Below are 17,667 nucleotides of genomic sequence, written 5' to 3'. Positions count from 1 at the left end.
TCAGCCGACCTGACGAGCTGACTGCATCTTGAACCTGCCCAGAGAATGCGATTCCTCGAATTCCCGGAAGAGCTCTCTCCGCCCCTCCTCGGAAATGCCCACCGTGTCCGCGTACCTGGCTACTGGACGCCATGCTTCCGCCGCGCAGGACTTCTCGATCTCCTGAATCGACTTGAGGGCCTCGCCGTCGTTCTTCACCTCGTTGTCCTTGAGGTACTGCAACGTGTGATTCCCGTACGCGGTTCCGATCGCACCCGCACCGGCATCCAGCGCCAGGGGCACAGCAGTCGCCACGGCCACGCCGGCGGCAGGGCCGAGAATGAGCGCCGCCCCGACGCCGGCGACTGCGGTGGCCGCGCCCTCGACGGCGTACTTGCGCCACTCGCCCTTCTTCTCCTCGTTCAGGTTTCCCTGCTCCTCCTTGTCCTTGAAATCGAGTTCGACCTGTGAGATCCGCGACTGGTCCAGAATTCCGTGCACCTTGGCGGCGTTGTGCGCGAAGGCCACACCCGAGCCCTGGTCGTCCTCGAAGGAAGCCAGTGCACTGGATGTGTAGACCTGCTGGGCCGCCGAAAGAATCTTGTAGCCTTCCTCGCTGCTCGCTACCACGTTCATGAAGTTCCGTGCCTCGAACTCACCGAAATCCGTGCGCGGGCCTTCCCCCGAGCGGAAGAGTTCGCCTCTGTTCAAATCGTCGCCCCCACCGCCGAAGTTCAGCGTGGAGTAGTTCAAGTCGTCGATGTACGCCGCCCCCATACGGCCCAGACTGTCCATCAGGGCACCCTGCGGCTTCACCTCCGACGTGGGGCTGTACAGGTCGATGACCTTCTTCATGATCGAGGCAGTCTCCTTGTCCCGGTGCAGGCCCGGCCTCGTGTCGTCCCACGGGTGGCCCGTCGTTGCCGCTTCCAGGGCGTGGCCCAATGCGTCGGGGCCGCCTTCGTGGGTCTCCACCGCGGATCGGTCCAAGGTGTCAGGGGCCCACCGGAAGTCCGGGCTCGTCAGATCGTCGAGGTGTCTGCCGCCGGCGAAGAACTGCCTGGCCGCCTCCGGGCTGTGGCCCAGGCCCTCCAGCACGCTGGTCAGGGGGTCGTAACCCGCGCCGGAGACTCCCGAGGGATTGAAGCCGAAGTCGAAGTCCCTCTGCGTGCGCGGCATGTTCGCCGTGAACATCTCCGGGTCCTCCTTGTGGAGCCTGAGGATGTCCTCGGCCAGGGGGTTGATGAAGCGGGGGTCGTAGTCGCCGTAGCGGAGCAGTCCGCCCAGGACCTGGTAGCCGTACGGGTCGTTGAGGCCGAGGGCGTCCGCGTTGAGGCGCTGGGTGCCGAGGGTGCGGAACTCGGCGGCCCAGCTCGCCGGGAGATGGGACCGGTTGTCGGGGTCGGTGGCCGACGCCAGGGCCGTGCCCATGGCGCGCTGGAGCTCCTTGGCCAGGGCGAGACGTTCGGGCTGGTCGCCGGCCGTGCAGTCGAGGGACATCCGGGCGTAGAAGTCCAGGGCCTGCTCCGGGCCGCCCAGGCCCTGGTAGAAGGCCGTGGAGAAGTCGGAGTCCTTCGCGTTGAACTTCAGGATGGCGTTGAGTTCCGTGAACTGGGCGTCGCTCATCATCGGCCCGGCCTTCGCCAGTTCGAGAGCCCGCTCCTGCTGGGCCTCGTCCAGCGAGCCGTACGACCGGTGGCCGAAGTGCGTGGCGTCGCCGCCGTGGGACTTCCGCAGGGCGCGCGCCACCGAGGAGTCGATTTCCGCCGCATGCGCCACCAGGACGGACAGCCGGTGGTTCAGTTCGATCTCGGCAGGCGTACGGACGTCGGCGGAGGGAGGCGGCATCCCCGGCAGCCCGGCCAGCCGCAGGCCGAGTTTCGGACCTTCCACCTCGTGGAGGTGACGTACCTCCTTCTGGAGCTTGGTGAGTTCCAGGTGCGCGTCCTGCAGGACCCTGGCGATGCTCGCCGCCTGCGCCTGCGCATCGGCGAATTCCTTGGTCGCCCTGCGGATGAAGTCGCGCGTGACGACCGCGTTGACGCCGGCCCAGCGGGCACGTTCGGACTTGTGGAGCAGCCCGCTGCGCGCCTGGGCCGCGAGGCGTGCGAGGTGGGAGGCCGTCTGCTGCCAGTCGGCCGCCGCCCGCCCCAGCGCGGCGAGGTCGGCCCCTGCCAGATCGGTGTGCGTGAGCGCACTCACCGGCCCACCGCTCGCCGGCGCCCCGCTCCTCAGCCCACCGCTCGCCGGCGCCCCGCTCCTCAGCGCTCCGCTCGCCGGCGCCCCGCTCCTCAGCGCTCCGCTCACCCGAAGTACGTGTTCAGACGGGAGACCGGGATCTCCGGAGCGGTGATGCCCCGGATCGTCGCGCGCACCTTCGCCTCGTCCCTGGCGTGCGACGCCTTCGAGTGGTCGAGGTGGTTCGAGATGTGCGCGCAGGCCTGGAGAAGGGAGCGCAGCTGGGAGGTCCAGAGGGTGGTGGTGGTTTCCAGCGCGGCGCCCATGGCGAAGTGGTCGCGTGTGAGGGAGGCGGCCGCCCGGCTGGACGTACAGGAGCCCGCGGAGTTCAGGCCGCGGCCCGCCACGTCCGCGTGCTGGAGGAGCGCGCGGTGCAGGACGTACGCCTCGTGCCCGACCGCCCCCAGGTCGTCCTGGTGGGCCACGAGGTCGGCCCGGCCCCCGGGGGGCGTGCCGGGCCCGGACTTCAGCTGCTGCCACTCGCTCCAGGCCACAGGCCGGTTCCTCCCCGGGTGCGTGCTACGTCGACTCCTCGTACGCGCGCGCCGACTCGCGGCGCGTACGGATCAGGAAGTCTTCCACCCGGGCGTGGTCGGGGAGGGGCGGCAGCGGGCTGGCGGGCGCGGCCTCGGAGGCGGCGGCGATGAGGCCGCTCAGTCGTCTTTCCACCTCAGGCCAGGGGACTTCGCCGCGTTTGACGGCGAGGAGGGACTCGCGGGCGTCGCCCACGTCGAGGACCAGTTCACCCGTACGGAGAAGGAAGAGACAGCTGGACAGCAGGCGGAGCAGGTGCATGGCGTGCTTCCAGCGCGGAGCACCGTACTGGCGTACGTCGGCACCGATCTTGCGGCGCTGGCTCTGTGCGTAGCCGACGAACGTCGTGTGCACCTGGCGGGAGAGGAACGCCCCGCGCAGGGAGAGGAGTTCCTCGCCCCGGTGGTCCGCGTGGAGGGGCAGCGGGGAGTGCAGGACTTCGAGGATGTTGGGGTTGGCACGCAGGGCCAGCCCGCAGAACCGTTCGAGCTCCCAGGAGAACTGCTCGGGAGCCGGACCCTCCAGATGGGTCGGTGGCTTGTCGAAGCGCCAGAAGAGGGGGGTGGGCGCGACGAAGACCCCCCGCAGATCCGTGTCGCTCTCCTCCGTCGCGAGGCCGAAGGCGCGCGAGCCCATGACACAGGCGTAAACGGTGTGGTCGTGGAGGAGGGCGTGCGCGGATTCCGTCGAAGGGGGTCTCGTCATACGGGGATTGTGGCCGTTCAGGCCAGCCGGATCGAACTGCTTTCCACCGTGATCGCCCGCGGCGGTAGCGGTTGCGGGGCCGGACCGCCCGCCACCGAACCGTCCGACACCTTGAACTTGCTGCCGTGGCAACGGCAGTTGATGGTGCCGCCGGACACCTCGGCAACCGAACAGCCCTGGTGGGTACAGACCGCGGAGAACGCCTTGAAGCTGCCCGCCTCGGGCTGCGTGACGACCACCTTCGCGTCCTTGAAGACCTTGCCGCCGCCCACCGGGATCTCCGAGGTGGCTGCCAGAGGGGCGGGCTCGGGCGGCTGCTGGCCGCCGGAGGCCGACGGCGCAGGCGCCGAGCCGGCAGGGGGCGTGGCACCGTCACTCCCGCCGCCGCCCTCCTCGCCGTACTTGCCGCAGCCGGTGGCCAGGACCGCCGCCGTGCCGGCTGCCGCCGCGAGTACGGTGCGTCGGGTGGTGGGTTCGAGCATGGGCTTGGCTCCCTTGTGAAGACGTACGGGGTACGAGGGGGACTCGGGGTACGAGGGACTCGGGTACGACGGGGACTCAGGTACGCGGAGGGCTCGGGGGTGCGCCGCTAGGTGGACAGGCCGAACGTCTGGAAGAACCACAGTGCCGACGTCAGCCAGACCGCGGTGAGCACGGTGAAGACCAGGCCGCCCACGACCGGCAGCAGCCAGCCGGGCAGCCGCTCCGCGCGCAGCAGCAGCATCTTGGCGCTGAACGCGCCGAAGAAGAAGCAGCCCGCCAGAGAGTGCCACATCACACGGCTGCCGAAACGCTGGAAACCCAGACCGTAGAGGCAGTGCACGGCCACCGGCACCGCGAGCAGGAAGGCGACCCGGCCCGACCAGCGGTGGGCGGCGGACAGCGCCGGGGTGCTGCGGACCCCCGGCAGCCTGCCGTACATCGCGAGGGCCAGCACGACCTGGGCGAGCGCGAAGACGAACGCCGCCGTCGCCAACCAGGACTTCACCGCACCCGTGCTGCTGAACCCCGCCAGGTTGAACGCCGTACCGGCCGGGTCGTGAAGGCTGCCGTACGCCCCGAGGGCGACCGCCACCGCGGCGGCGACCAGCGCCGGGACCAGCCAGCGTGCCGGGCCGGGGCGGCCGTGGCCGCCGGAAGGAGAGGACGGAGCGGGGAACGACGCGGTACGGGCGTGGGGGTCGGCATTGCTCATCTCGGGGTCACTCCCTGGCCGTTGCTGGGCCGCTCCAGGACGGGTGGAGCGAGAAAGGGTGGATCCGGATCTGGTGGGTCGCGGTCGGGTGGATTCAGGACAGGAGGATTCAGGACGGGAGGATCGAGGGCGCGGGCATCGCGAGGGAGTGCGCATCGGGCGCGGTGCTACGGGGACACCGGGCGGGCGGTCAGCCATGCCTGGTCGACGGCCACGGCACCGGTGGCCGGGTCGATTCCGGGAGCGGGAGAGGGCTTGCCGTCCCGGGTGACGATGCCGACCTGGCGGCCGTCCTGGAGGACGATCCAGCCGCCGTCGACCTCGGTGCCGCGCACCTCGTTGGTGGCGCGGTAGAGACCGGAGGGCTTGGTGGCCGCGGCGGCGGTGAAGTCCTGTGCCCGGTTGCCGACCTCCACCCGGCCCTCGACCTTGCCCGCCCGGGTGACCGCTTCCAGTTCGGCGCCGTTCTTGCCGGTCAGGCGCATGCTGCCGTCGTCCTTGACATCACCCTTCAGCCAGGACTCGCGGGTGCGGCCGTCGCAGTAGTAGGCCACCGCCCTGCCGTCCTGTACGGAAACGGACACCGCGGCCGTGCCGTCCGTGGTGCGCCCGGCGTAGACGCCCTTCGGTGCGGGGGCGGCCGGGGGCGGGGCCGTCGGCGTCGTCGGAGACGGGGAGAGCGCCGGGGTGGGTGAGCCGGTAGGTGCGGGTGGGGCGGATGCTGCGTCGCCGACCGCGTACCCCGGAGTCTTCGTGCCGGTCGTCGCGTTGAGCGAGAGCATGAACGCGGCGAGCAGCAGCCCGGCGAGCAGCGTGTAGAGGGGACCTGAGCGCTTCACCGGAAGCCTCCGCACCGGCACCGGGTAGGCGGTGCCGGCCCCCATGCAAGCGGACCCCGGACCGCGCCGTCCATAGTCAGGACGGGCCGGACAGTGTGTTCGGAAAACCGGGACGGAGTGCCCTGGCGGATGGGACGGATACGTACGAGTGGCAGCTGATCGGTATCTGGGCGAGATTGAACGGGTCTGACGGGTCCGGGACCGGACTCGACCTTGTGGCTTCTGGACGTGTCTCGAAAGGCAGGACCATGGCGGGCAACGACCTCGGCAGTCTCCTCGGCGGCCTCCTGGGCGGCGGGAACTCCGGTTCCGGCGGCGGTGCAGGGAACATCCTCGGCTCACTCCTCGGCGCCCTCGGCGGATCCGGCGGCAAGGAGGGCGGCGGCAGTCCGCTGGACGGCCTCATGGACATGCTGAAGAAGTCGGGCCTCGCCGACCAGGCCGAGTCCTGGGTCGGTACGGGCGAGAACAAGCCGGTCAGCGGAGAGCAGGTCGCCCGGGCCCTGCCGGACGACGCCCTCGCCGACGCCGCCCAGCAGGCAGGGGTGAGCCCGCAGGAGGCCGCCGACCAGCTGGCTGCGAGCCTGCCGCAGGCGGTCGACAAACTGACTCCGCAGGGTTCCCTCCCGCAGGCCGCCTCGCTGGAGGACCTCATCAAGGAGCAGCGGCTGTGACCGGGGCCGGCTGACCGGACGCGGGCCCGGAGGCGGACGCGCACGCGGACGTGGACGCGTACCCGGAGGCGGACGTGGGCGTGGACGTGGGCCCGGATGCGCTCGCGGACGTGGACGCGGGCCCGGAAGGCGGACGCGGCCAGGCACGGACGTGCCCGCGGTCGGAGGTCCGGACGCGGGCGGGCACGGGTGTACGGGTGCCCGGTCCCGTCGGCGGCGGGCCCATTAGGCTGAACGGATCTCCTGAACCCTGTTCCGCCCCGGCATCCCGCCGGCCTGCGCAAGGACGTCGCCCTGTGAGAACCGCACTCGTCATCGGCACCGGCCTGATCGGCACGTCCGCCGCCCTCGCCCTCGCGGCCCGGGGCGTCACCGTCCACCTGGCCGACCACGACCCGGACCGTGCGAGCACCGCGGCCGCGCTCGGCGCCGGCACCGACGCCGCTCCCGAGGGGCGCGTGGACCTGGCGATCGTCGCGGTGCCCCCCGCACACGTCGCCGCCACCCTGGCGGACGCGATGCGGCGCCAGGTGGCCCGCGGGTACATCGACGTGGCCAGCGTGAAGGGCGGACCGCGGCGCGAGCTGGAGGAGCTGGGCTGCGACCTCACCCCGTACATCGGGACGCACCCGATGGCGGGCAAGGAGAAGTCCGGGCCGCTGGCGGGCTCCGCCGACCTCTTCGAGGGGCGCCCCTGGGTGCTGACGCCGACCCGGGACAGTGACACCGAGGTGCTCAATCTGGCGCTGGAGCTGGTGGCGCTGTGCCGGGCGGTGCCCGTGGTGATGGACGCCGACGCCCACGACAGGGCCGTCGCACTGGTCTCGCACACTCCGCAGCTGGTGTCCTCGATGGTGGCCGCCCGCCTCGAGGAGGCCGACGAGACGGCCGTACGGCTGTGCGGGCAGGGCATCAGGGACGTGACGCGGATCGCGGCGTCCGACCCCCGGATGTGGGTGGAGATCCTCTCGGCCAACCCGGGGCCCGTGGCCGACGTACTGGCCGGGGTGGCCGACGACCTGGCGGACACCGTGCAGTCGTTGCGCGCCCTGGAGTCCGGCGACGAGGTGAAGCGCAGGGGCGGGGCCGCCGGCATCGCCGACGTCCTGCGGCGGGGCAACGCGGGACGGGTGCGGATGCCCGGCAAGCACGGCTCGGCGCCCGCCGCGTACGAGGTCGTGGCGGTGCTCATCAGCGACCAGCCGGGCCAGCTCGCCCGGATCTTCGCCGACGCCGGGCGCGCGGGGGTCAACATCGAGGACGTGCGGATCGAGCACGCGACGGGACAGCAGGCGGGCCTCGTGCAGTTGATGGTGGACCCGGGGGCGGTGGACGCACTGTCGCGGGCGCTGGTGGAGCAGGGCTGGGGGCTGCGGAAGTAGGCCGGGAGGCGGAACCGCGGCAGCGGGCCCCGGGGCGGAGCCCGTGAGGGCCAGGCGTTCGGGGCGGGGGATTGACGCGGTACCGTAGATGGTTGGCAGTGATGCAGCCTGCCTCCCTCCGCCCGTGTACCAGGAAGGTGTCCGACACCGTGGAAAACGCCGCCCGGACCGCCCCGGCAGCAGTGATTGTCGCCATCGACGGCCCCTCCGGCACGGGCAAGTCCAGCACGTCCAAGGCCGTCGCCGCCAAGCTGGGGCTCAGCTACCTGGACACCGGCGCCCAGTACCGGGCGATCACCTGGTGGATGCTGACCAACGGTGTCGACGTGGCGGACGCGGCGGCAGTGGCCAACGCATCCGCCAAGCCCGCGATCGTCTCCGGGACGAACCCGTCCGCCCCGACGATCACCGTCGACGGAGTGGACGCCTCCGGCCCCATCCGTACCCCCGAGGTCACCGCCAAGGTCAGCGCGGTCAGCGCCGTCCCCGAGGTACGCACCCGGATCACCGAGCTCCAGCGCGAGATCGCCCGCTCCACCGGGGGCGGCATCGTCGTCGAGGGCCGCGACATCGGCACCACCGTGCTGCCGGACGCCGACCTGAAGATCTTCCTCACCGCGTCGGCCGAGGCCCGTGCGGCCCGCCGCAGCGGCGAGACCAAGGGCGCCGACGTCGCCGCCACCAAGGAAGCCCTGATCAAGCGGGACGCCGCCGACTCCGGCCGCAAGACCTCCCCGCTGGCCAAGGCCGACGACGCGGTCGAGGTGGACACCACCGAACTGACCCTCGACCAGGTCATCGAGTGCGTCGTCACCCTGGTCGAGGAGAAGCGGGCAGGGAAGTGACGGGGAAGGACACGTCCGGCGCCGCCGCCGTGCCCGGCGTCGCCACCCGGCGCGGAGCCGCCGTCGGGCGGGGCATCGGCATCGGGCTGATGTACGGGCTCTGGAAGCCCCGTGTGCTGGGCTCCTGGCGGGTACCGGCCGCGGGCCCCGTCATCCTCGCCGTGAACCACGCGCACAACATCGACGGACCGATGCTGATGGGGACCGCGCCGAGGCCGGTGCACTTCCTCATCAAGAAGGAGGCCTTCGTCGGCCCCCTCGACCCGTTCCTGCGGGGCATCGGACAGCTGAAGGTCGACCGTGCGAGCGTCGACCGGAGCGCCATCACCGACGCGCTCGGGGTACTGGGCGACGGCGGCGTGCTGGGGATCTTCCCCGAGGGCTCGCGCGGCGAGGGCGACTTCGCCTCGCTGCGCGCCGGGCTCGCGTACTTCGCCGTACGGTCGGGGGCGCCCATCGTCCCCGTCGCCGTTCTCGGCGGAGCGGAGCGCAAGGGGCGGCTGATATCCGCACTGCCCCCGCTGCGCAGCCGGGTCGACGTCGTCTTCGGCGAAGCCTTCGACGCCGGTGACGGAAGCGGAAGGCGCACCAGGAAGGCGCTGGACGAGGCCACCGTACGGATCCAGGAGCGGCTGGCCGCACACCTGACCGGGGCCCGGCGGCTCACCGGGCGTTAGCGCCCGGCCTGCCGGTGGGCGAGACTTGAGTAGTGGGCCGCGGCGAAACGCGGCCCATCGATGATGATTGAGGAACGGACTTCATGAACGACCAGATCCACTCCGGCGACGAGCACGGACCCGAGCAGGGCGCCTCCCACGGTGCGCTCGGTGACGCCGAGTACGCGGAGTTCATGGAGCTCGCCGCGCAGGAGGGCTTCGACGCAGAGGAGATCGCGGGAGCCCTCGACGAGGCGAACGCCGGCCCCCTTCCCGTGCTCGCCGTCGTCGGCCGCCCCAATGTCGGCAAGTCGACCCTGGTGAACCGCATCATCGGCCGCCGCGAGGCCGTCGTGCAGGACAAGCCGGGTGTCACCCGCGACCGCGTCTCCTACGAGGCCGAGTGGGCGGGCCGCCGCTTCAAGGTCATGGACACCGGTGGCTGGGAGCAGGACGTGCTGGGGCTCGACGCCTCCGTCGCCGCCCAGGCCGAGTACGCGATCCAGACCGCCGACGCGGTCGTCTTCGTCGTCGACTCGACGGTCGGCGCCACCGACACCGACGAGGCCGTCGTACGACTGCTCCGCAAGGCCGGTAAGCCGGTCGTGCTGTGCGCCAACAAGGTCGACGGCCTGTCCGGCGAGGCCGACGCGACCTCGCTGTGGTCGCTGGGCCTCGGCGAGCCGCACCCGGTCTCCTCCCTGCACGGCCGCGGTACGGGCGACATGCTCGACGCCGTCCTGGAGGCCCTGCCGGACGCCCCCGCGCAGACCTTCGGCAACGGCACCCCGCTCGGCGGCCCGCGCCGGATCGCCCTCATCGGCCGTCCGAACGTCGGCAAGTCCTCGATGCTGAACAAGGTGGCCAAGGAGGACCGGGTCGTTGTCAACGAGCTGGCCGGCACCACCCGTGACCCGGTCGACGAGCTGATCCAGCTCGGCGGCGTCACCTGGAAGTTCATCGACACCGCGGGCATCCGCCGCCGGGTGCACCTCCAGGAGGGCGCGGACTACTACGCCTCGCTCCGTACGGCAGCGGCCCTGGAGAAGGCCGAGGTCGCCGTCATCCTGATCGACTCCAGCGAGTCCATCTCGGTGCAGGACCAGCGCATCGTCACGATGGCCGTCGAAGCGGGCCGCGCCATCGTTCTCGCCTTCAACAAGTGGGACACCCTCGACGAGGAGCGCCGCTACTACCTGGAGCGCGAGATCGACTCCGAGCTGGCCCAGGTCGCCTGGGCCCCGCGGGTCAACGTCTCCGCCCTCACCGGCCGCCACATGGAGAAGCTGGTCCCGGCGATCGAGACGGCGCTGGAGGGCTGGGAGACCCGCGTGCCCACCGGCCGCCTCAACGCCTTCCTCGGCGAGCTCGTCGCCGCCCACCCGCACCCGGTCCGCGGCGGCAAGCAGCCCCGCATCCTGTTCGGGACGCAGGCGGGTGCCAAGCCGCCGCGGTTCGTGCTGTTCGCCTCGGGCTTCCTGGAGGCCGGTTACCGGCGGTTCGTCGAGCGCCGTCTGCGCGAGGAGTTCGGCTTCGAGGGAACGCCGATCCACATCTCGGTCCGCGTGCGCGAGAAGCGCGGCCGCAAGAAGTAGTCCGCGGGAAGCGGGTCAGTAACCCCTGCGGGGGGCGGGCGGCAGTGCGGCGGGGACGTGGTTCCCGGTGTACTGCCGCCCTTGTGCGTGCTGGGTGTGCAGGCTCTGCCAGGGGCTGTACGGAGCCGTGTGCACGGGCCCGAGGTGGCCGCCGTGGCCGTGCTGGTGGTGCTGGCCCGTCGTGGTGCCGAAGCCGGTGTAGCCGAGATCCTCCTCGCCGCTCCGGTCACCGGGCAGCGCACGGAACGACCTGCGGTACTCGGAGTACAGCGCGTCGAAGATCGGAGTGAACGAGGCGTGCGGCGGCGTCTCCTGGGGAGGCCGCATGGCGGGGATCTGGCTCTGGTACGGGCGAGTGGGGTCGTATGGGTGCACGTCTGTGCCAACGACCCCACTGCCCGTCGGATGCGGGTGACCGGGGCACCGGCCCCGCGCATCCGGGTCCTTCTCCGTGCAGGTGGGGACCGCGCGGGTCAGGACCGGGCCGGTCAGGTGCCTGCGAGCGGCATCGTCGCGGCGACCAGCAGCCCGTTCGCGGCGGCCTTGTCGAGGGCGTCGCGCAGCACGTCCTCGCGCGGCTGCCGGCCGATCGAGCCGGCCGGGGCGGCCAGCACCAGGACCTTCTGCAGCTTGTTCGCCGCGGTCCGCCAGCCGTCGGTGACCTGGAGCGGGCGGTCCGCCTGCCACCAGGCCACCGGTCCCGCACCGGCGGCGCCGGGCTGCAGCACCGCGTGCAGCTGCCCCATCGCCAGCAGCACGGACCAGCCGGGCAGCTCGGCGGGCACCGACTTCAGGTCGGCGACCGGCAGGAAACCCTGCTCCGTGAGCAGGGACAGGAACTCGTCGCCGTTGTCGGCGCCGGGGCGGGCGACCGCCCCGGTCGGCTCCACGACGAGCGCGGGCCGCAGCTCGCCCTCGATGAGGACGAGACCGCTGGTCACTCCGAGCACGGCCTGCTCCGGAGCCGCACCGGAACCGTCCTGGCTCGCGGTGATGGAACGGACAGCGCCCTGGAGCTGCTCCTCGGAGACCGGGACGACCTGGGAGGGGATGCAGGTGGCGTGCGCGAAGGCGAGCACCGCCGTCTCCTCACCGACGAACAGGACGGTGCTGGTGGCCTCCTGCCCCGAGTCGCCGGGCGTACGGCAGGAGGTGCAGTCGTAGCTGCCGGGGGCGTTCTCACCGGCGAGCAGCCGGTCGGCTTCTACGTCGCCGATCTCGGCGCGGACGTCGTCGCTGACGTCGAGCATGCGCGACACGGGTGGCTCCTCGAACTGGTTGCGGGCGCCGGGCGGTTCCCGGAGCTCCAAGAAGACAACGGGCGATCCGCGGCTGGAGTCACGCACGGCGGGCAAGGGATGAGGAATCGGCCGGCCGCCCCGCGCGCCCCGCACACCCGCGCGCGGGGCGGTGATGGGGTGGCGAAGTGCTGAAGCATCGACTCCGTTTCCTGTCCTGTGCCGCGGTCGGCGCGCTGCTCGCCCTCTCCCCGGCACCCGGCGCCGCCGCCGCGCCGCCCGGCCTGCCCCCGGCCGCCGGACCGCCTCCGTCCGCCGGACCGCCTCCGTCCGTACCGGGCTCCGGGCCGCATCGGTGCGCCGCGGACGAGTGGCCGTGGAACTGTCTCGCGGAGTGCGAGAGCGACGGCGACTGGAGCACCAACACCGGCAACGGCTACTACGGCGGGCTCCAGTTCGGGCAGGCGACCTGGGAGGAGCACGGCGGACTGGCGTACGCACCCCGGGCGGACCTGGCGACCCGCGCCGAGCAGATCGCGGTGGCCAAGGAGGTGCTGAGCACGCAGGGGTGGCGCGCCTGGCCGGACTGCTCCAGGAAGTACGGGCTCCCCGACCGCCGCATCCACATCGTGAAGTCCGGCGAGACACTGTCCTCGATCGCCGCCAGGTACAAGGTGAAGGGCGGCTGGCAGGCCCTCCACAAGGCCAACGAGGACATGGTCGGGCCCCGCCCGGACAGGCTGAACGCGGGCACCTGGCTGGTCATTCCACGCGGCTCGGCACCCGGCCGGGTGAATGCGGAGCCCGCGGCGGGGCCGGGGGGAGAGCCGGCGTCCGAGGTCGAGCCCGGGTCCGAATCCGAGGTTGGGCCCGAGCCTGAGCCCGGGTCCGAGCCCGATTCCGAGATCGGGCCCGAGCCCGAAATCGGGTCCGAGATCGGGTCCGAGCCCGAGCCCGAGCCCGAGCCCGAGCCCGAATCCGACTCCGAGCCCGAGATCGGGTCCGAGCCCGGAGCCGGGCCGGGGTTCTGACGCGTTCCGGTGCTCCGTCCGTGAGCAAGGACCGTCCCCGGCCCGCTCCGGAGCACACTGCGCGGCCGGCCGGCCGGGGAGGGATGGACCACACCCGCTCCACCGTCCCGCAGCTGTCCTACCGGCGGTGACCCCGAGGCGCACCGGAGAGTGCCCGTCGTCCCGGGCGGCGAAGTAGAGTCCTTGGACCAACGAAATGCGGCCACCCGCAGGGCAGGGCCGCCGAAGACCAGGAGGTCTCGCCGGCGTATGCACATATCTTTCCTGCTCCACAACGCCTACGCCGTCGGCGGCACGATCCGCACCACGTTCAACCTCGCCCAGGAACTGGCCGTGCACCACGACGTGGAGATCACATCCGTCTTCCGGCACCGCGACGAGCCCTCGATGAGCGCTCCCACCGGCGTGCGCATCGGGCACCTGGTGGACCTGCGCAAGGAGAGCCCCGGCTACGACGGAGACCTTGCCGACTACTCCCGCCCGGCCCGGGTCTTTCCCGCCGGGGACGGCCGTCACTACCAGTACAGCCGGCTGACCGACCAGCGGATCGGCGCCTACCTGCGGGATCTGGCGGCCGACGTCGTCGTGGGCACCAGGCCAGGACTCAACGTGCACCTCGCCCGGCAGGCCAGGCGCGACACGGTACGGGTCGCCCAGGAGCACCTCACCCTGGACAGCCACCGCTTCAGGCTCCGCCGCGAGCTGCGCTTCCAGTACGCCCTCCTGGACGCGATCACCACCGTCACGGAGGCCGACGCGCGCGCCTACCGCAGCGAACTGAAGCTCCCCGGCGTCCGCATCGAAGCCGTGGCCAACAGTGTTCCGCCCGCCTCCCTCCCGCCCGCCGACAGCGAGAGCAAGTGGGTCATCGCCGCGGGCCGCCTCACTCCCGGAAAGCGCTACGACCTGCTGATCAGCGCCTTCGCCCAGGTCGTCGCCGCCCGCCCGGACTGGAGGCTGCGCATCTACGGCGCGGGCGTGAGCACCCCGAAGCTGCGCGCCCAGATCAACGAGCTCCGCCTGCACAACCACGTCTTCCTGATGGGCATCGCCAACCCGCTGGAGGCGGAGTGGCCCAAGGGATCGATCGCGGCCGTCACCTCCGACCTGGAGTCCTTCGGCATGACCATCGTCGAAGCCATGCGCTGCGGGCTGCCCGTGGTGTCCACCGACTGCCCGCACGGCCCCCGCGAGATCATCCGCGACGGCGTCGACGGCCGCCTGGTGCCCACCGGCGACGCGGACTCCGTCGCCCGCGCCCTCCTCGACCTGATCGACGACGACGGCCTGCGCGCCCGAATGGGCCGGGCGGCGCTGGAGAACTCCGCGCGCTTCGACCCGGGGGCGATCGCCGAGCGGCACGCCGCCCTGTACGCGGACCTCGTCGCACGCGGGACCAACAGCCGCTCCCACAGCCCCCTCAGGGACACTCTGCACCGCGCGCCCGGACGGCTCATCGACGAAGCCTTCACCCTGCGCCGCAAGGTCCTCTCCACGCTCCGGAAAGGGCGTACCGCATGAGCAGCTCTTCCTCCTCCCCGCCGCCGCCCGGGGCCGGTGCCCCCCAGGTGCCGCACGCCGACTGCACCGTGGACTCGGCGGGCGGCGTCACCTTCGACGTGGCGCTGGCGGCGGCCGACGCGGCACTGGTGCTGCGCCGCCGCGGCGGGGCCCCCGGCGGCGACGTACGGCTGCCCCTCACGCCCGTCCCGCACGGCCGGCTGCGCGCCGTGCTGCCCAGCACCGTCGACCTCCCCGAGGGCCACTGGGAGGCGCACGTGTACGCCGCCGGGGGAGCGGACCTCACCGTCCGGCCCGGCGTCAGCGACCTGCGCGCCCTCCTCGACCGCACGCCCGACCCGCACCACGAGACGGTCGCCGTGCGCATCCCCTACGCGGCTGCGGACGGCAGCCTCGCCGTCCGCAGCTGGCGGCGCACCCCGCACGCCGAGGCGGGCGACCTCACCTTCCGTACGGCCGAGGCAGCCATGACGGTGGAGGGGCGGCTGTACGGGGCCGAGCTCGGGCCGGGCGCCGTGGTCGAGGCCCGGCTGCGCGGCGACCGCGGCAGGATCCACCGCGAGCCCGTGACGGGCGGGGCGCACAGCTTCGCCTTCACGCTTCCCTACGCCCCCCTCGCCGAGGGCCGCGACGGCGCCAAGTGGGCCTGGGACCTGTGGCTGACGGCGGCGGCGGACGCCCCCGCGATACGCGTGGCACGGCTGCTGGACGACGTCGCCCACAAGCAGTCCGTGTTCACGTACCCGGCGCTGCCGGTCGGTGACGACGGCAAGACCGTCGGCTTCCCGTACTACACCCTCGACAACGACCTCACCGTGCAGGTCAGCACGCCCTGACCGGGCCGGCCACAGCGATCACTGCGGCCCGTGGTCTCCTCGCGCGCGCTCCGGATCGAGGGGCGCCGGCTCCGTCTGGGACAGCTGCTGGAGCTCGGCGATCTTCGGATGGTGCAGATCGAACGCCGGGGACTCCGAGCGGATCCTGGGCAGGGTGACGAAGTTGTGCCGGGGCGGCGGGCAGGAGGTCGCCCACTCCAGCGAGCGCCCGAACCCCCACGGGTCGTCCCGGTCGGCCCTCTCGCCGTACTTCGCGGTCTTCCAGATGTTGTAGAGGAACGGCAGCGTGGACAGGCCCAGCAGGAACGCTCCACCGGTGGAGAGCATGTTCAGCGCGGTGAAGCCGTCGGCGTCGAGGTAGTCCGCATAGCGGCGCGGCATCCCCTCCGCCCCCAGCCAGTGCTGCACCAGGAACGTGGCGTGGAAGCCCACGAACAGCGTCCAGAACTGGATCTTGCCCAGTCGCTCGTCGAGCATCTTGCCGGTGAACTTCGGCCACCAGAAGTAGAACCCGGCGAACGTCGCGAAGACGACCGTGCCGAACACCACGTAGTGGAAGTGCGCCACCACGAAGTACGAGTCGGTGACGTGGAAGTCCAGCGGCGGCGACGCGAGCAGCACCCCGGTCAGCCCGCCGAACAGGAAGGTGACCAGGAAGCCGACCGACCACAGCATCGGCGTCTCGAAGGACAGCGAGCCCTTGAGCATCGTGCCCGTCCAGTTGAAGAACTTCACCCCGGTCGGCACCGCGATCAGGAACGACATGAAGGAGAAGAACGGCAGCAGCACCGCCCCCGTCGCGAACATGTGGTGCGCCCACACCACCAGCGACAGCCCGGTGATGGCCATGGTCGCGCCGATCAGCATCACGTAGCCGAAGATCGGTTTGCGCGAGAAGACCGGGATGATCTCCGTGATGATCCCGAAGAACGGCAGCGCGATGATGTAGACCTCGGGATGGCCGAAGAACCAGAACAGGTGCTGCCAGAGCAGCGGCCCGCCGTTCTCCGGCGCGAAGACCATCGATCCGAACCGCCGGTCGGCCTCCAGCACGAGCAGCGCGGCCGCGAGCACCGGGAAGGCCACCAGGATCAGGATCGAGGTGAACAGCACGTTCCAGGTGAAGATCGGCATCCGGAACATGGTCATGCCGGGAGCGCGCATCCCGATGATGGTGGTGAGGAAGTTCACCGCCCCCAGGATCGTGCCGAAGCCGGACAGGGCGAGCCCCATGATCCACAGGTCGGCACCCATGGTCGGCGTCCGCTCCAGGCTGCTGAGCGGGGTGTAGGAGGTCCAGCCGAAGTCCGCGGGACCGCTGGTCACCAGCAGCGAGCCGAGCACGATGAGCCCGCCGAAGAGGAACAGCCAGTACGAGAACATGTTCAGCCTCGGGAACGCCACGTCGGGCGAACCGATCTGGAGCGGCATGATCGCGTTGGCGAACCCGGCGAAGGTCGGCGTCGCGAACAGCAGCAGCATGATCGTGCCGTGCATCGTGAACGCCTGGTTGTACTGCTCGTTCGACATGAGCTGCATGCCGGGCCTGGCCAGCTCGGCCCGCATCACGAGCGCCATCACTCCGGCGACCAGGAAGAACCCGAACGACGTGATCAGGTAGAGATGCCCGATCTTCTTGTGGTCGGTGGTGGTCAGCCAGTCCACCACCACCCTGCCGGGACGCCGGGTCCGCGCGGGTTCCGCGACGGTCGTCCCCAAGGTCTCCGTGCCCATCGTGCCCCCTCGCAGTCCGCGCCCCGGGCCCACCGGACTCATGATGCGCGGGGCGTCCCGGATCCGACAGAGGGCGTACCGAACCGGATGCGCGTGCGAGATGTGCTACGCGTACACCGAGGACGCCGAGTTGGGGTGGAATCAAGAATTCCGGATGTGGTTGCAGCGCCGGAATCCAGGCCGATGATCGGCAAGTGTGCAAAGTCTGTGCGCGACCTTCGAAAAGAATTCTGACTGTCCGATGATTTTGATAAAAGACGTACCCGAAACGGTCTTTCCGAACAAAGGAAGTGCCCCATCGGGTGAAAGGGCGGGAGGCAAACTCTTGTCGTGATCTTGTGACACAAGCGTGACCGGGAAGGTATCTGGCGCCTACGGTGGGTCCCATGGCACCTCTACCGACACCCCCCGTCCAGCCCGACGACGACCCCGAGCGCTATGTCGGCCGCAGCGCGGCCGAGGCCGAGCGGATGGCCACCGCGCACGGCTGGCGCACCGTCAGGGCGCTGCCGCCCGGCACGATCATCACGATGGAGTTCGTTCAGGGACGGCTCAATCTCGAGGTCAAGGACGACACCGTGACCCGCTCCTGGGTCGGCTGAAGCCGGCCCCGTCGTCCCCGGCGCCGCCGGGTACGACGAGGGCCCCGGACCGCTCTCCAGGAG

At 71.3% G+C, this 17,667-nt stretch carries 18 protein-coding genes; 9 read left to right on the top strand and 9 right to left on the bottom strand.

The window, feature by feature from the left end; all coding sequences use genetic code 11:
• From ACFWVV_RS34990 to ACFWVV_RS34965, 6 genes are all read right to left on the bottom strand, one after another.
• The gene (locus tag ACFWVV_RS34990; RefSeq protein ID WP_384349388.1) at positions 1–2,181 is read right to left on the bottom strand and encodes a hypothetical protein; all 2,181 of its coding nucleotides are present in this window, start codon (positions 2,179–2,181) and stop codon (positions 1–3) included.
• A 101-nt stretch (positions 2,182–2,282) separates the two neighbouring features.
• Entirely contained in the window at positions 2,283–2,711 is a 429-nt protein-coding gene (locus tag ACFWVV_RS34985) for a hypothetical protein (RefSeq protein WP_384349385.1), read from the bottom strand.
• A 25-nt stretch (positions 2,712–2,736) separates the two neighbouring features.
• Positions 2,737–3,456 (bottom strand): DNA polymerase beta superfamily protein, encoded by a 720-nt coding sequence (locus ACFWVV_RS34980; protein WP_384349382.1) that lies wholly within the window; start codon positions 3,454–3,456, stop codon positions 2,737–2,739.
• Positions 3,457–3,473: 17 nt separating this feature from the next.
• On the bottom strand, positions 3,474–3,938 hold the full coding sequence (locus ACFWVV_RS34975) for a Rieske (2Fe-2S) protein (RefSeq protein ID WP_384349379.1): 465 nt from the start codon (positions 3,936–3,938) through the stop codon (positions 3,474–3,476).
• A 107-nt stretch (positions 3,939–4,045) separates the two neighbouring features.
• Positions 4,046–4,651, bottom strand: coding sequence for a DUF6529 family protein (locus ACFWVV_RS34970; protein ID WP_384349376.1), 606 nt, complete (start codon positions 4,649–4,651; stop codon positions 4,046–4,048).
• Positions 4,652–4,818: 167 nt separating this feature from the next.
• A complete protein-coding gene (locus ACFWVV_RS34965; RefSeq protein ID WP_384349373.1) occupies positions 4,819–5,490 on the bottom strand; it encodes a hypothetical protein in 672 nt (223 codons plus the stop codon).
• Positions 5,491–5,738: 248 nt separating this feature from the next.
• Here ACFWVV_RS34965 and ACFWVV_RS34960 point away from each other — a divergent pair, with 248 nt between their 5' ends.
• From ACFWVV_RS34960 to der, 5 genes are all read left to right on the top strand, one after another.
• Positions 5,739–6,164: a YidB family protein gene (locus ACFWVV_RS34960; RefSeq protein WP_384349370.1), complete on the top strand. Its 426-nt coding sequence runs from the start codon at positions 5,739–5,741 to the stop codon at positions 6,162–6,164.
• Positions 6,165–6,460: 296 nt separating this feature from the next.
• The gene (locus ACFWVV_RS34955; RefSeq protein WP_384349367.1) at positions 6,461–7,546 is read left to right on the top strand and encodes a prephenate dehydrogenase; all 1,086 of its coding nucleotides are present in this window, start codon (positions 6,461–6,463) and stop codon (positions 7,544–7,546) included.
• A 101-nt stretch (positions 7,547–7,647) separates the two neighbouring features.
• The gene (cmk, locus tag ACFWVV_RS34950; RefSeq protein WP_384349470.1) at positions 7,648–8,391 is read left to right on the top strand and encodes a (d)CMP kinase; all 744 of its coding nucleotides are present in this window, start codon (positions 7,648–7,650) and stop codon (positions 8,389–8,391) included.
• Complete coding sequence (locus tag ACFWVV_RS34945; RefSeq protein WP_384349364.1) at positions 8,388–9,068, top strand: lysophospholipid acyltransferase family protein; 681 nt, start codon at positions 8,388–8,390, stop codon at positions 9,066–9,068. Before cmk ends, ACFWVV_RS34945 begins: the two co-directional genes overlap by 4 nt.
• 83 nt (positions 9,069–9,151) lie before the next feature.
• A complete protein-coding gene (gene der, locus ACFWVV_RS34940; RefSeq protein WP_384349361.1) occupies positions 9,152–10,642 on the top strand; it encodes a ribosome biogenesis GTPase Der in 1,491 nt (496 codons plus the stop codon).
• Positions 10,643–10,657: 15 nt separating this feature from the next.
• Here the strand turns inward: der and ACFWVV_RS34935 are convergent, their stop codons facing one another.
• Together ACFWVV_RS34935 and ACFWVV_RS34930 are read right to left on the bottom strand one after the other, a co-directional pair.
• Positions 10,658–10,969 (bottom strand): hypothetical protein, encoded by a 312-nt coding sequence (locus tag ACFWVV_RS34935; RefSeq protein ID WP_384349359.1) that lies wholly within the window; start codon positions 10,967–10,969, stop codon positions 10,658–10,660.
• A 161-nt stretch (positions 10,970–11,130) separates the two neighbouring features.
• Complete coding sequence (locus tag ACFWVV_RS34930) at positions 11,131–11,901, bottom strand: hypothetical protein (RefSeq protein ID WP_384349356.1); 771 nt, start codon at positions 11,899–11,901, stop codon at positions 11,131–11,133.
• 167 nt (positions 11,902–12,068) lie between these two features.
• On the opposite strand from ACFWVV_RS34930, the gene ACFWVV_RS34925 reads away from it, so the two are divergent.
• From ACFWVV_RS34925 to ACFWVV_RS34915, 3 genes are all read left to right on the top strand, one after another.
• Complete coding sequence (locus ACFWVV_RS34925; RefSeq protein WP_384349353.1) at positions 12,069–12,911, top strand: transglycosylase family protein; 843 nt, start codon at positions 12,069–12,071, stop codon at positions 12,909–12,911.
• Positions 12,912–13,160: 249 nt separating this feature from the next.
• Positions 13,161–14,432, top strand: a complete 1,272-nt coding sequence (locus ACFWVV_RS34920) for a glycosyltransferase (protein WP_384349350.1) — start codon at positions 13,161–13,163, stop codon at positions 14,430–14,432.
• Positions 14,429–15,268: a transferase gene (locus ACFWVV_RS34915; RefSeq protein ID WP_384349348.1), complete on the top strand. Its 840-nt coding sequence runs from the start codon at positions 14,429–14,431 to the stop codon at positions 15,266–15,268. The genes ACFWVV_RS34920 and ACFWVV_RS34915 overlap by 4 nt, the downstream gene beginning before the upstream one ends.
• 18 nt (positions 15,269–15,286) lie before the next feature.
• Here ACFWVV_RS34915 and ctaD read toward each other — a convergent pair whose 3' ends face one another.
• On the bottom strand, positions 15,287–17,002 hold the full coding sequence (gene ctaD / locus ACFWVV_RS34910; RefSeq protein ID WP_384349346.1) for a cytochrome c oxidase subunit I: 1,716 nt from the start codon (positions 17,000–17,002) through the stop codon (positions 15,287–15,289).
• Positions 17,003–17,388: 386 nt separating this feature from the next.
• On the opposite strand from ctaD, the gene ACFWVV_RS34905 reads away from it, so the two are divergent.
• Positions 17,389–17,604, top strand: coding sequence for an I78 family peptidase inhibitor (locus ACFWVV_RS34905; protein ID WP_384349343.1), 216 nt, complete (start codon positions 17,389–17,391; stop codon positions 17,602–17,604).
• The last annotated feature ends 63 nt before the right edge of the window (positions 17,605–17,667 follow it).

It is taken from the genome of Streptomyces sp. NPDC058663 (genome assembly GCF_042716745.1).
Lineage (GTDB): Bacteria > Actinomycetota > Actinomycetes > Streptomycetales > Streptomycetaceae > Streptomyces.
This window is presented reverse-complemented; position numbering and strand designations above follow the sequence as displayed.

Coding starts and splice junctions, on each gene's coding strand:
- ACFWVV_RS34980 (WP_384349382.1), bottom strand. CDS start 3,456: ATGACGAGACCCCCTTCGACGGAATCCGCGCACGCCCTCCTCCACGAC.
- der (WP_384349361.1), top strand. CDS start 9,152: ATGAACGACCAGATCCACTCCGGCGACGAGCACGGACCCGAGCAGGGC.
- ACFWVV_RS34975 (WP_384349379.1), bottom strand. CDS start 3,938: ATGCTCGAACCCACCACCCGACGCACCGTACTCGCGGCGGCAGCCGGC.
- ACFWVV_RS34935 (WP_384349359.1), bottom strand. CDS start 10,969: ATGCGGCCTCCCCAGGAGACGCCGCCGCACGCCTCGTTCACTCCGATC.
- cmk (WP_384349470.1), top strand. CDS start 7,648: ATGCAGCCTGCCTCCCTCCGCCCGTGTACCAGGAAGGTGTCCGACACC.
- ACFWVV_RS34920 (WP_384349350.1), top strand. CDS start 13,161: ATGCACATATCTTTCCTGCTCCACAACGCCTACGCCGTCGGCGGCACG.
- ACFWVV_RS34905 (WP_384349343.1), top strand. CDS start 17,389: ATGGCACCTCTACCGACACCCCCCGTCCAGCCCGACGACGACCCCGAG.
- ctaD (WP_384349346.1), bottom strand. CDS start 17,002: ATGGGCACGGAGACCTTGGGGACGACCGTCGCGGAACCCGCGCGGACC.
- ACFWVV_RS34960 (WP_384349370.1), top strand. CDS start 5,739: ATGGCGGGCAACGACCTCGGCAGTCTCCTCGGCGGCCTCCTGGGCGGC.
- ACFWVV_RS34915 (WP_384349348.1), top strand. CDS start 14,429: ATGAGCAGCTCTTCCTCCTCCCCGCCGCCGCCCGGGGCCGGTGCCCCC.
- ACFWVV_RS34970 (WP_384349376.1), bottom strand. CDS start 4,651: ATGAGCAATGCCGACCCCCACGCCCGTACCGCGTCGTTCCCCGCTCCG.